The organism is Psittacicella hinzii (assembly GCF_003585885.1).
Classification (GTDB): Bacteria; Pseudomonadota; Gammaproteobacteria; order Enterobacterales; family Psittacicellaceae; genus Psittacicella.
Window position 1 is genome coordinate 1 of the sequence record NZ_NRHC01000033.1, and the last position, 13,881, is coordinate 13,881.

The following is a 13,881-nucleotide window of genomic DNA, read 5'->3' on the forward strand; positions in this document are numbered from 1 at the left end:
CATTTGGGGGTAACCTCATTAAGAATAAAAAAAATAATTTGATTAATTTTTTGTAGTTGGCTATTTTACGTTCTTTTATTAATGCAAAGTTTTCATTGCTAAATTTTTGTAGCATGTTATATACGTTTTATAGCCATGTATAAAAAATAAGGTGCACCAATGAGTGCAATTATTAAGCCTGCAGGAATTTCAGTCGGGAAAAATAACAGTCTACTTATCATATCTGATAGTAAAGTCAGAATTCCCCCAATTAAAATAGTAGCTAAGATACGTTTACGATTATCTATCCCAACTAAATATGTAGCTATATGTGGAGATAATAGACCTACAAATCCTATTGTACCCACTACACTTACAGCAGAAGCTGTTAAAAATAAAGCTAAAATGCAAATAACAACTTTTAATAGCTGTAAATTTATCCCTAAAGACTTTATGCTATCATCATTAAGAAGCAAAAGATTTAGTTTATGAGATAGAATAATCACTAGGAGCAAACAAGGTAATGAGAAAACTATACTATTAGTAACGTCTTCCCATTGCATATTTGCAAAAGATCCAGCTACCCAACTTAATATAGAATAAGCACGGTCATCATTGAAGATGATTATAATTCTAGAGATACTCATTAGTAAAAGAGATACTGTTATCCCTGCTAATATAAGTTTATTTTTATTAAACCCTCTAGAGCTATAGCTAATACTCATTACTATAAGCCAAGCAAGAACCCCACCAATAGTTGCCCCCAAAGTGGTATTCATGTACGAAAATATAGGCATAACTCCGGTTGAGATTATAACCATAGCTAGAATACATCCAGAGTTAATTCCTAAAATCGTAGGAGAAGCTATTGGATTTTTTACCAATACTTGTAATAGCAATCCGGCGACACCTAAAGATAACCCTACAAGAAGACACATTAAACTTCTTGGTAAGCGTACGTTATACATAACTATTCCCTCAAGAGTAGAACCTTTAATATCACTTATATAAGTGAAAAAGTTAGTAAAACTCAATTTAAAGGGATAAAATAAGTATAAACTCGCAACAAAACAAACAATGTAAAGTGAAATCAAGATTCCAAAAGTTGACTTACTTTTCATTTTTGTTCACATTTTATAAATCAAAAATCGAGATATTTATCTCATTCTAAATGATACTAATTAACATTTAAGTTTAATTATACTAAAGTTTTTTATCAGTTTTTTAGTAATTTACTATAAAAATTAAGATTTACTCATGAATATCAATTTTGACTCTCATATTATTCACGCATATGACAGCCCTTACAACACTAATAATTTGTTAATTACAAAAGCTAAAGGGATATATATGTATGATCAAGATGAAAAGAAATATTTAGATGCAATTTCATCTTGGTGGTCAACTTCATTTGGACATGCCAATGAAAAAATCGTAAATGCGATAACTAGACAAGCCCAATCCCTCCCTCATGTAATGTTTGCGGGCTTAACTCATGAACCTGCACTTAAACTTACAGAAAACCTACTAAATTTGTTAAATTATAAGTTTGACCAGATCTTCTACTCTGATTCAGGCTCTGTTGCAGTTGAAGTTGCATTAAAACTCGCTATTCAGTATCAAGTTGCTAAAGGACGCGTTAACAAGAAAAAGTTTATCTCCTTAAAAAACGGCTACCATGGTGATACTTGGAATACAATGAAGGTATCAGATCCGGCAGGTTCATTTCATCAATTATTTATGTCAGCCGAGACATCTAATACGTATGTGATCTCCCCACCACCAGCTTTAAAATTCCATTCTAACGTTTTTAACGAAGAGGGTAAGTTTACTTCATTATCAGAAGAGGAGTTTTTAAAGTCAGACTTTGCTAAAGAACTAATTGCTCTTTTAAGTAACCATGGAGAAGAAATATCAGGCTTTATCTGCGAACCGCTAATTCAAGGGGCTGGAGGTTTCAAGTTTTATGACTTAAGATACATTGATAAGGCTATAGAACTATGCCGTCAAAATAATGTGCTTGTTATTTTTGATGAGATAGCGACAGGCTTTGGTCGTACTTTAGCAGATTTTGCTTTTGAGATGATAAAGAACTCCCCGGATATTATTACCCTCGGAAAAGCTCTCACTGGAGGGCATATAAGTTTAGGAGCTACAGCTTTTACAAAAGAGATAGCTTTAACTATTAAAGCTAATCCTCCATATGCTTTTTTACATGGTCCGACATTTATGGCAAACCCAATAGCCACAGCTACTGCAAATGCATCTGTAGAAATTTATCGTGATAACTACTCGTATAAAAATGCAAAAGCTTGTAATCTTGCAAATAAATTCGCAGAGAGTTATGACCTGTTAAAAAAATCTTTACTCCATTACAATAAAAGGATAATAGATATTAGATACATTGGTCCTATCTTTTGTATTGAATTCTCTCAACCTCTAGACAAACGACACTGTCAAGAATTTTTTACAAACAAGGGAATTTGGTTAAGACCTTTTAATAATATCCTTTATATACTTCCTCCCTATATTATTCATGATGACGAGCTTATGTATTTATGCAACACCATTAGAGAATTCATCAGTAGTATAGAAGACTTAAGTACTGAACAAGCTCAAGCTAACACCTTTGTGTAAAAACATGAAAAGTTTTAATGAAACAATAACAAACTTTCTAGATAACCTTAAGGACTCAAAGAATTATCGTTTTCTAGGAAAGTATAGTAATAAAGAAGCGTATCGCCTAGATTTAAGTTCAAATGATTATTTAGGTTTAGCAAGTCTAGACTTTAATACTGTTTTAGAGCAAACTAAAAATAGCTCAAGCTACTATCAACCTTTACAATTAATTATTCAAGATTACCTTAAAGATAAAAAAGGATATTCTCTACCCAAAGGATCAACTGGTTCAAGGTTACTTTCAGGAGACAATCATTGGTTTAATTCAGTAGAATCTTCTTTAAACCAAATCTTAAAACCATACGATAAAGAGGTCCTATTTTACAATTCTGGTTATCACGCTAATCTTGGCATAATTCCTGTTTTAAAGAAGTTTAAAGAATTAAAACCTTTAATTTTAATGGATAGACTTATGCATGCTTCATTTATTGATGGAGTTATTCTGTCTGAACTTCCTTTTAAAAGATTTAAGCATAATGACCTAAATGATTTAAAAAGTAAGATAGACCAAGCTGTAGCTGATCAGCACCGCTTGATTGTTATTGCTCTTGAGAGTATTTATTCTATGGATGGAGATAATATATCCGAAAAGAGCTTTATTGAATTGGTTAATTTGAAAGAAGCCTACAAAGACAAACTTGACATATTGCTTTATGTAGACGAAGCTCATGCTGTCGGAATGTTTGGAAAGCATTCTTTAGGATTAGTTGATAAATATAATCTATTAAACAAAATAGATTTTGTTGTTTGCCCTTTAGGAAAAGCAACAAATTCTTCAGGTGCTCTGGTTATTACCTCTTCTATTATTAAAGAGCTTCTTGTAAACACCTCTAGACCATTAATCTACTCAACCTCTTTAGGTATTGAAACAGTAATGGCTTCTAGCTTACACTTATGTTATGCTAATACTCAATTTGCTAAGGAGAAGGCTAGTTTAATTATCGGTTTAGCTAATGATTTTAGAACAAATATTATTAGTTACTTAGAGAATAGATTACAGGAGATGGACTTAGATCCTAACAGAGCTAATGAATATGTGGGTGGTGAAAACCAAATAGTTTCTTTCGTAGTTAAAAGTAATGCAATGGTTGATCTTGCTTATAATTTTTTTAAAGAAAGAGGAATCTTGCTAGGAGCAATAAAATCTCCAACCGTAGCTAAGAACAAAGAGAGACTAAGAGTTTGTTTTAACACAAATCTGTTAGATTCATTAGAGTATAAGTTTCTCCTTGATAGTTTTAGAGACTTTATCTTATCGAAAGATTTTGAAAAAGCACTAACCAGCTAGCTATCTATGTAACTCTACCCTCATATCTTTGTTACATTGTAACATCTAGTTGCGTATAAGAAACACGAAAAAATCAAAGTTAGAAACTTTTCATAATAATTTGCTAAAGCGTCCAAACTCGAACTTCCTCCACAATAGTATTGTTACAATGTAACATTACAAAGCTGACATTCTACATTTTTCAGCAGAAGAAATTCTTTATTTGATCAAAATATGGGATATAATAAATTTAGTAAAAGCAACTTTTTTGCTAACATCTAATTCTGAAATTGTAGAGCCGCTAAGTCTTAAAAATGTTACATTGTAACACCTTTAGCAATGGTCTAAAGTTTCAAAATCGTAAAAGTACTTAAGCTTACCCTCAAAATTTTGCTTTAAAATAGCATAAAAAAAGATTAGTTTTTAGAACTTAATTAGGGTAAATAGTCGTAATTTTTTAATGCAGGCGCTAAAAACTAACTTTTACTAAAAAACAATTAGTTAAGTTAGCAGGTGCAATATCATAAGTTTTACTACATATAAACAAGGTTCTAACTGATAGAGTGCGACCTGAAGCAAATTGGAATTTCGTTATTTACCTTACGCACTTACCATTGTGTATATAAAAAATTGGCTTATAAAGTAAAATATTGTTTTTCAATAGTTTACTTTATAAGCCAACACTTAATTATTTCGTATAATGTTACTTATGTAAAGTTTTAAAGATATACTAGGATAAATTTTTATTAAACCTAGCCATTTTGGCGTTTAATAAAAATTTAACAGTATACTTTCATAAACTAAATTTTTGCACTTAAAAAAAAGTACAATTTCGCCATACGAAAATTAAATCTATTTATTTAATTTTCTCTTTTTATTTTATCACATAACTAACTTTTAAAGAGATTATTTTGTGAAAATATTTTTTACTTAAGTTACATTGTAACATTTGGTAGATCGAACATCAAGCATATCTAACGAATAAAACAAACTTACTCAATGAGCACTTCTCAATTACAACACGAGCTAGTAACCTAGAGTTAAAAGTAACCTTATGATGTAAACAATAACAGCTAATTAAATGTTACATTGTAACAAGATCCGCAGCTTATGCTGAACAAAGCACCAAGGACTAACTTCTTTAGAAAGTTACTATACACGTTTAACTTAAGCTAAACCTTAATAAAAAGTTACAATGTAACAACTTTAGAAAACCAATGAAGAAACCTCTAAGTACAAAACAATAATTAAAAGTAAATCAAAAATTATTAGACTTTAACTATCGATACAACCAAAACTGGAGGGAGGTTGTAAGTTAATATACTTAGAAGATCATTCAACTTATAAGCCTTCTAAAGATTGTTACAATGTAACAATATTATCAAATATTAAAAAATAAAGGACACTTAAACTATAAAACTAAAGAGTAAATTTTATACTAAGCACCTAATCAATACTTGGTGATTTTTTGCTGATAGAACCTCAAAAATACAATAAAAAAATATTGAGCCAATGTTAGGGTAGCTATAAAAATATACAACCTCCGCTAACTATAAGCATAATTTTATAGATATAGCTCCTGTTAAAAAGTGCGTCATATAATTAGTTAAATTATAAAAACACTGATTTAAAGATAGCCTTTTATATAGTTAATATTTAAGATTGTATGTTAAAAAAATACTTTTATAATCATACTCAAATCTATCATGCAGAGCGTCAAAGTACTCAACTTTATTTATATGCTTACCTTTACCTACTTCTAGCTTAACAAAACTATCCTTTAAACTACCATTACCATAATAAGTAAATGGGTAAATTTTTACAAAAACACCAAATGTCTTATAGGTAAAGTCATATTCCATCGTTGTACCCAGAATTACACTGTTAAAGTTTTCATACTTATATGCAATTCCAGGTTCAATAAAATCATATAATTTATAGCTGAGAGAAGCTTCGTAAGCAAAAGTTACATCTTTACTATAATATCTTTCATAGTCTAGATATATAGTAGAAGTTGCCATAGGATTATGAGCGTATGACCCCTGCATAAAAACGTAGGGAACATTTTCCAGTTTATAACCGTAAGCATTAAATCTAAGAGTGAAACCTTTATAATTTAGCGAACTAAGCAATTCTATACCGGCTACTCTAGGATCACCACTAATATAAACCACCTCATCATATTCAGGTAAGTCGATAGTTTTCCACTTTTTCATTTTAACTTCATCAAGCTTTCCGACAAAACCTTTAATTTGTGAAACAAACATTTTGTTTGGCGTTTGATATCTTAAAGAAGCAAATGTTGTTTTAAAGTCAGTATCACTATCATCAAAATCTAGTCTAGCATCACCAACTCCAACGCCAGAGTAAATTTTACCAAAAGAACCCATATCTAAAAGTTCTTTCTCATAATAAAGCCCCTTTGTAACCACTATAGGAAATTCTCCCTCTAGTAAAGTAAACCTCCCAGCAATCAGGTAACCGTACTTAGGGTGCTCTACAAAAAGATTTAGCCTATTCAAACCTTTAGCTTTATTGAAGTAGTGACCTTCCCACAGTTTATTATCTAGATAACCATAACCTGCGTTAATACCATATATTAGGTTATACTTCTTTACTAAATGACTTAAGGTTAAACCACCTTCATAATATTTATTTCTTACCTTATCTTCTTTAGTAAATCCTTGTTCATATTTATAACGATAGTTAGAAATACGAACATTTCCATCAGCTGATAAGGAGAAACGGTGATTTTCGTAGTCAAGTACTTTGACATCTTTTGCGGAAGAGTATTTAGGAGAGAGGATTAAAGCTGTTACTACAAGTGCTTGAAAAAAACATGAGTTGATTTCATTTTTCCATTTATACATAAATTTAGAAGGTTCGATTAAAGTTTTATTCCTTCTATAACCTTATATTTGATAGGTGATTACACTATACCCATTCTCTTACAAAGTTATAAACTAAAAAATCACTTGCATGTTATAGTCAAGTATTAAACTTGCCAAACTTTTATATTTAGAAGAGTTTTTCTTCTAATAAAGTAAAAAAATTGGAAATTTATGGATTATTACAGTCAGCACAACCAAATACATCTTTCCATGTGATGTAATACCACCAAAAGAATAATAAATGGTTGATGTTAATCCTATACAAATAAATTTTATTGATAAAAAATTATCTATATATTAAATAATATAGCATATAAGCATTAGTTGACTTATGAAAATTTATAAAAAATTTACAAAAATGTGACAAATGTCTCACTTTTCATTTATCAACTATTTTTTAATATTTTAGACTTACTAAATAATCTACTTAAAAACAATACCTTAACAAAAATGCAAGCAAAAATTTGCGTAATTCTTGACCAAATATAAGGTTTTTAAACAATTACTTAAACCTAATTATTCTTGGTTAATATGCTGAAGCTATATTTAAAATTTAAAAAATAAAAATTTAGGCTCCGCGGATATTTGCGGAGCCTAAATTTTTTATTAAATTGCTATTTTAAATTACTTTACGAACTTTAAAATTTCAATTATTGAATTGTAATGAAGATAGTTCTACCATTACGTAAGAATTTAAACACAACTAAATCGTCATTCTTTAATTGCTCAACTGCTTCAGATAACTCATCAGTTGTTTTAATTTCGTGTTCTTGTACAGCCACTAAAACATCACCTGTTTTAATTCCATACACAGCAAATGGCGAATTATTGTCAACTTTATCAACAACTACACCTTTATCTGAGTTTTTAAACTGTGTACCTAAGACAACAACATCTTGGTTAGCTTTTTGCGAATTAGAAGCTACTGTTGATTTATCACTCGTAACTTTAGTTGTATATGTTTTACCATCTCGAATATATGTAAATTCAAATGTTGTACCTACTGGCTGTGAACTTACTAAAGATCTTAATTGGTTAAAGTCAACAATTTTAGTATTGTCAACTTTTACAATCACGTCACCAGCTTTTAATCCAGCTTTATCAGCAGCTGTACCAGGGAACACTTCATTAATAAACGCACCCTCTGAAACTGGAATTTTATTCATATCAATTAAAGCTTGATTTAAATCGTTTCCACGAATACCAACTTGACCACGTGAAACTTTACCATCTTTAATTAACTGGTCTGAAATTGACTTCACAATATTAGATGGAATAGCAAAACCAATACCTACAGAACCACCTGATTTTGATAAAATTGCTGAGTTAATACCAATTAGATTACCATTTAAATCCACTAATGCACCACCAGAGTTTCCTGAGTTAATTGAAGCATCTGTTTGAATGTAGTTATCGTATAGATTTAATGATGTTGAACGGTTTAATGCAGAAACGATACCTTGAGTAGCTGTTAAACCAATTCCAAACGGATTTCCAATTGCAACTACATAATCACCAATCTCTGCAGTTGAAGAGTCACCTAAAGTAATTTGTTGTAGATTAGAAAATTTTTCTAGTTTAAGTACAGCTAAATCTGTATCAGGATCAGAACCTACAACTTTAGCGCTATAACTTCTGTTATCGTAAAGTTTAACTTTAATTGTTTGAGCACCTGCTATTACGTGGTAGTTTGTTACTACATAACCATCTTTAGCATTAATAATTACACCAGAACCAAGTTGGCGTACATTTTGCTCTTGCGGTTGATTTGGGATATTATTAAATAACTCTTGTAGACCTTTAGGTAGAATATCACTAAATAAATCTAAAGGGTTCTCACCTTGATTCTGCACTTTCTCTACTGCTTTAACGTCAATAGAAACTACAGCTGGTAGAACTCTCTTTATCATTGGCGCTAATGAATTTTTAGAAGAAATACTCGGAGCTGATTGAGTAATTTGAGTATTACTATCTACATCAGCGTAAGAATTAGGGGATAATAAAGTAAGACTAGATAACCCTAATGCAATAATTGATAAAGATTTTGCTAACGAAGTTTTCATATTTTTATTATTTTTATTCATTACTCGTCTCTAATGTTTTAAAAAATGGTATAATAGACCAAATTGCTTATATTATAAATATCATTCCTCTAATTTATATCGTTATTTTTTATTTTTACAAGTTTTAAGGAAAGTATGAGTTGGTTTGATAAAATCAAGAGTTCAATTCAAAAAACTCTATCTTCGTCATCAGAGAATAGTGTTATTCCTGAAGGTGTATGGACGAAATGTTCAGGATGTGGTCAAACTCTTTACACTAAAGACTACGAGACAAATTTAAACGTATGTCAACACTGCAACCATCATGGCAGATTAAATCCTCACACTCGTTTACAAAAATTTCTTGATGAAGGCTCTTATACTGAATTATTTACAGATATTCAAACAAAAGACCCTCTAAACTTCAAAGATCTGAAGTCATATAAAGATCGTTTAAAAGCAGCTAAGAAAACAACAACCACAGACGAAGCTATTATTGTTTACCAAGGTACAGTTAATGGTGTTAATGTAGTTTGCTGTGCTTTTAACATTGATTTCATGGGTGGATCAATGGGATCTGTTGTAGGTGAACGTTTCACACGTGCGGCAACTTTAGCTTTAGAAACTAACTCTGCATTAGTATGTTTCTCTGCTTCAGGTGGTGCTCGTATGCAAGAAGGACTAATTTCACTAATGCAAATGTCTAAAACCTCTGCAGTATTAGCAAAACTTAAAGAAAATGCTATCCCATTTATTTCTGTTTTAACAGACCCAACATTCGGTGGTGTTTCAGCTTCGTTAGCTATGCTTGGAGATGTTATTATTGCCGAACCTAAAGCATTAATTGGTTTTGCTGGTCCTCGAGTTATCGAACAAACTATTAGAGAGAAATTACCTGAAGGTTTCCAAAGATCAGAGTTCCTATTAGAACACGGAGCTATTGATCAGATTGTAGAACGTAAAGATTTACCTAACTACATTTCTTCATTAATCTCTAAGTTAAAAAACTTACCGGAATTAACCGTTGAGAATTAAAGCATAAAGGTAGTCTTTAATAGGCTACCTTTAACTTTATAAACCTTTCTTGAATGGTAGGTAAAGTTAATTAAAATTGACTAATTATTCCTAATTAAGGTATAATATTTTTGGATTTGTTTGCTTAAGTCTTTAAGCATATTTTAGTGGCAACTAGGTTTAACTTTATAAGATTAAAGTACCTATAGTATTGCCTATATTCTTGTATTAAAATGCTTAGAAAATATCTCTAAGCATTTTTTTATATACTTTATGAATTTTTAATAAAATGTTTTCTAATCAAAAAAATGTGATTGCATTAGTTGGTAGACCTAACGTAGGTAAATCAACTTTATTTAACCGTTTAACGAAAACTAGAGATGCATTAGTTGCAGACTTTCCTGGTCTTACTCGAGATAGAAAATATGGTATTGCTAGATATCAAGATAAAGAATACATTCTAATAGATACTGGCGGTCTTGATGGCAACGAAGAAGGTATTGAAACTAAAATGGCTGAACAGTCATTATTAGCTATTCAAGAAGCTGACATAGTCTTTATGATTGTTGATGCTCGTGTTGGTTTAATGCCTGGCGATACTGCAATTGTTAATCTCTTACGTAAACGAGAAAAACCAGTTATTCTAGTTGCAAATAAAATCGATGGTTTAGATAAAGACCAAGCTTTAGCAGATTTCTACATTCTTGGATTTGATAAAGTTCTAGGTATCTCTGCTTCTAATAACATTGGGGTTTCAAGCTTACTTGATTTTACTTTCGATTTTATCGATTCTGAGACTACTCATCATTCAGACGATGCTGAATATGCAGATGCAGATGAAGATGATATTGTAGAAGTTGAAGATGAAGATGATCTTGAGGATGAAGAAGATTTAGTTGACGAAGAATTCGAATATCTTGATGACGCTGAAATCGAAACCAAGATTGAAGGAATTACAGAGAAATCTATTAACCAAGAATTAGATGATCATAACGCTAATGTCTTAAAGAATAACATCAAGATTGCCTTAGTTGGTAGACCTAATGTGGGTAAATCCACTTTAACTAACTGCTTATTAGGCGAGGATCGTGTTATCGTCTATGATATGCCTGGAACAACTAGAGATTCAATCTATATTCCTCTAGAGCATAACGGACAAAATTATACAATCATTGATACAGCTGGGGTACGTAGAAAAGGCAAAATTTACGAAGCTGTAGAAAAATTCTCTGTTATTAAAACATTACAAGCTATCGAAGATTCTCACGTTTGTCTTTTAGTAATTGATGCTACTCAAGGTCTTGCAGATCAAGATTTAAGCTTATTAAGCTTTATTCTAAACTCTGGTAGATCTATTGTAATCCTCTTAAATAAATGGGACGCGGTAACAGATCAAGAGCGTAAAGCTATTCGTGAAGAGATTGATCGTAAATTAGGCTTTATTAATTTCGCTCGTATTCACTATATATCTGCTCTTAAAAAACATGGTATTGGTGATATTTTCAAATATGTGCAAGAAGCTTACTTATCTGCAAATGTTAAAGTAAGTACTTCTATGTTAACTAGAATTCTTTATATGGCTTTACACAGCCATCAGCCACCACAAGTGAATGGTAGAAGAGTTAAGTTAAAATATGCACATGCAGGTGGTCATAACCCACCGGTTATCGTTGTCCACGGTAACATGTCCAAAGATCTTCCAGAATCTTATAAAAAATATTTAATAAACTATTTTAGAAAAACTTTAAATATTATAGGTTCTCCAATTAACTTCAAATTTGAAGATAGTAAGAACCCTTATAAAGATAAGAAAAATAAATTAACTAGATCGCAAATTCGTAAGCGTAAACGTTTACAAAAATTTATTAAGCGTCAGTCTAGTTAATTGACTTCTGTTAAATAGAGGGTAAGTTGCTAAGCAATTTACCCTCTTATTTTCTCAATTATGGAAAGAACAATTCTAATTACAGGTGGAGCTGGATTTATTGGTTCACATCTGACTAATACCTTGCTTGAGCTTTCTGATTTAGATAAAACAAAAATTATTGTTGTTGATATTTTAGATTATTGCTCAAATATTGAAAACTTAAACCAAAATTTTAACTCTCCAAACTTTTGGTTTTATAAACTAGATATACGAGATAAGCAAGCATTGTTAGATATTTTTAAGAACCACAAAGTGGATACCGTAATTCATCTAGCAGCTAAATCTCACGTTGATGAATCTATTACTAACCCTGAAGATTTTATCAGTAATAATATTAATGGAGCTATTAGCTTAATTACAACTATAAATAACTACTTAAATGAACTATCAGAGTATGAACGTACTCGTTTTAAATTCATTAATGTAAGTACTGATGAAGTTTTCGGAGATCGAGAGCATAAGTTACCAGCTACAGAAGAAACAGCTTACAATCCCTCTTCTCCTTACAGTTCTTCTAAAGCATCAACAGATTTAATTTTTCACGCATTTGGACATACTTACAACATACCATATGTAACCTTATACCTATGTAATAATTATGGAGCATATCAGTATCCAGAAAAGTTAATTCCTGTCACGATATTACAACTACTACAAGGTAAAAAGGTTAAACTTTATGGTGATGGTTTGCAAGTACGCAATTGGATGTATGTAAAAGATACAGTGCAATTAGTAATAAAGATCATGAATAGTTGGCACGGTATCACTTCACAACGTTATGTTGTTGCTGGTCAAGCTTTAACCAATAAAGAAGTATTCCAAACTATAGCAACTAAGTTAGAAGAAATATATCCTGTTCTTGATAATAAATATATTAATGGCAATATTAAGTCATACTTAGATTTAATTGAGTTTAGCGCTGACAGGTTAGGTCACGATCGTAAATATGAGGTTAATGATTTCTTATTACAAACTAGTGAAATAGCCTTACCAGAAAATAACTTTGATCTTCATATTAAAGATACTATCTCTTGGTATCTTGAGAATTTCTCTATTGAGATTAAGAAATTAAAAACATATGATTATCAAGATTTCAAACAAGATAAACGACGTATTAAAATAAAGTAAATGTTAAACAGAAACAAACTACAAAAAATATTTTATTCTGCCCGTAAGACTAAAGCATTAGGTGGGATATGTAAATTTTTATTTCACTTGCGACTTATAATTCTTACGGTATTAGGTAATGGGATATCTGTTGTTGCAGGATCTCTAACCTATAATACTCTATTAGCAATAGTACCAATTATCCTAGTATTCTTCTCGGTACTACACATGCTACCAGCTTTTAGCAACGTAAAGGAACTTTTAAGTGAAGTTATTTTTTCTAATATTGCTCCTAGCAATATTGAAGAATTTAACGAAATTTTTGAAAATGTTATTGCTAAAACTGCAAACTTAGGTTTACCATCAATTGCTTCACTATTTGTTATTACTTTTTTACTAGTTCATACAATCGACAAAACTATTAACAAAAATATTTGGCAAATTAAAAAGCAAAGAAAACTGCTTCAAAGCTTTACTTCTTATTGGACAGTTATTAGTTTTGGTCCAATTTTATTAGGTGGTATTGTCTTTATTAAATCTTACCTAATAGGGATTTATAGCTTAGAAAATAATATTATTAGCAATAGCATAGTCCTAGTACTAAATTATGTTCAAGCTTTTGTCCTTTGGTTTATTTTATTCTTTACTTATGTAGCTTTCCCTAATATACATGTAAAATGGATTAATGGAGCTATAGCTTCTTTGCTAGCTACTGTAGGATTAATTCTAGCTAGAGATATCTTTGTTTACTACGTAAAAAATATCGCATCTTACTACGTAATATATGGTGCCTTAGCTACTTTCCCGATTACAGTTTTCTGGCTGTATATTGTTTGGTATGTCATCTTAATGGGTGCTGCTTTAACTAAAGTGCTAAATCAAAACAATTTTTACACTCTATATAGATCTTACCTATTAAATCAAAGAGATTCATAGAAAAAGAGAGAGCCTAAGCTCTCTCTTTTTCATTACTAT

At 30.7% G+C, this 13,881-nt stretch carries 9 protein-coding genes; 6 read left to right on the forward strand and 3 right to left on the reverse strand.

All coding sequences use genetic code 11. The features are described 5' to 3' along the window. Positions 1 to 116 precede the first annotated feature (116 nt). Entirely contained in the window at positions 117 to 1,100 is a 984-nt protein-coding gene (locus CKF54_RS02855; RefSeq protein WP_119524776.1) for a FecCD family ABC transporter permease, read from the reverse strand. A 136-nt stretch (positions 1,101 to 1,236) separates the two neighbouring features. On the opposite strand from CKF54_RS02855, the gene bioA reads away from it, so the two are divergent. Together bioA and CKF54_RS02865 are read left to right on the forward strand one after the other, a co-directional pair. Further along, positions 1,237 to 2,616, forward strand: coding sequence for an adenosylmethionine--8-amino-7-oxononanoate transaminase (bioA, locus tag CKF54_RS02860; RefSeq protein ID WP_119524777.1), 1,380 nt, complete (start codon positions 1,237 to 1,239; stop codon positions 2,614 to 2,616). Positions 2,617 to 2,620: 4 nt separating this feature from the next. Beyond that, positions 2,621 to 3,946: an aminotransferase class I/II-fold pyridoxal phosphate-dependent enzyme gene (locus CKF54_RS02865; RefSeq protein WP_119524778.1), complete on the forward strand. Its 1,326-nt coding sequence runs from the start codon at positions 2,621 to 2,623 to the stop codon at positions 3,944 to 3,946. Between the two features lie 1,628 nt (positions 3,947 to 5,574). On the opposite strand, the gene CKF54_RS02870 is transcribed toward CKF54_RS02865, so the two are convergent. After that, complete coding sequence (locus CKF54_RS02870; RefSeq protein WP_119524779.1) at positions 5,575 to 6,795, reverse strand: hypothetical protein; 1,221 nt, start codon at positions 6,793 to 6,795, stop codon at positions 5,575 to 5,577. A 671-nt stretch (positions 6,796 to 7,466) separates the two neighbouring features. Next, complete coding sequence (locus CKF54_RS02875; RefSeq protein WP_119524780.1) at positions 7,467 to 8,900, reverse strand: Do family serine endopeptidase; 1,434 nt, start codon at positions 8,898 to 8,900, stop codon at positions 7,467 to 7,469. Between the two features lie 114 nt (positions 8,901 to 9,014). Between CKF54_RS02875 and accD the strand changes: the two genes are divergently transcribed. From accD to CKF54_RS02895, 4 genes are all read left to right on the forward strand, one after another. Then, on the forward strand, positions 9,015 to 9,893 hold the full coding sequence (gene accD / locus CKF54_RS02880) for an acetyl-CoA carboxylase, carboxyltransferase subunit beta (RefSeq protein WP_119524781.1): 879 nt from the start codon (positions 9,015 to 9,017) through the stop codon (positions 9,891 to 9,893). Positions 9,894 to 10,161: 268 nt separating this feature from the next. Then, positions 10,162 to 11,757, forward strand: a complete 1,596-nt coding sequence (gene der / locus CKF54_RS02885) for a ribosome biogenesis GTPase Der (RefSeq protein ID WP_119524782.1) — start codon at positions 10,162 to 10,164, stop codon at positions 11,755 to 11,757. Positions 11,758 to 11,817: 60 nt separating this feature from the next. Beyond that, positions 11,818 to 12,927 carry a dTDP-glucose 4,6-dehydratase gene (locus CKF54_RS02890; protein WP_119524783.1) on the forward strand — a complete coding sequence of 370 codons (1,110 nt, stop codon included), beginning with the start codon at positions 11,818 to 11,820 and terminating at the stop codon, positions 12,925 to 12,927. Further along, entirely contained in the window at positions 12,928 to 13,842 is a 915-nt protein-coding gene (locus CKF54_RS02895; protein ID WP_119524784.1) for a YihY family inner membrane protein, read from the forward strand. Positions 13,843 to 13,881 lie beyond the last annotated feature (39 nt).

What these genes read in the sequence shown, in the direction of transcription:
- CKF54_RS02855 (WP_119524776.1), bottom strand. Translation starts at nt 1,100, where the DNA reads ATGAAAAGTAAGTCAACTTTTGGAATCTTGATTTCACTTTACATTGTT.
- bioA (WP_119524777.1), top strand. Translation starts at nt 1,237, where the DNA reads ATGAATATCAATTTTGACTCTCATATTATTCACGCATATGACAGCCCT.
- CKF54_RS02865 (WP_119524778.1), top strand. Translation starts at nt 2,621, where the DNA reads ATGAAAAGTTTTAATGAAACAATAACAAACTTTCTAGATAACCTTAAG.
- CKF54_RS02870 (WP_119524779.1), bottom strand. Translation starts at nt 6,795, where the DNA reads ATGTATAAATGGAAAAATGAAATCAACTCATGTTTTTTTCAAGCACTT.
- CKF54_RS02875 (WP_119524780.1), bottom strand. Translation starts at nt 8,900, where the DNA reads ATGAATAAAAATAATAAAAATATGAAAACTTCGTTAGCAAAATCTTTA.
- accD (WP_119524781.1), top strand. Translation starts at nt 9,015, where the DNA reads ATGAGTTGGTTTGATAAAATCAAGAGTTCAATTCAAAAAACTCTATCT.
- der (WP_119524782.1), top strand. Translation starts at nt 10,162, where the DNA reads ATGTTTTCTAATCAAAAAAATGTGATTGCATTAGTTGGTAGACCTAAC.
- CKF54_RS02890 (WP_119524783.1), top strand. Translation starts at nt 11,818, where the DNA reads ATGGAAAGAACAATTCTAATTACAGGTGGAGCTGGATTTATTGGTTCA.
- CKF54_RS02895 (WP_119524784.1), top strand. Translation starts at nt 12,928, where the DNA reads ATGTTAAACAGAAACAAACTACAAAAAATATTTTATTCTGCCCGTAAG.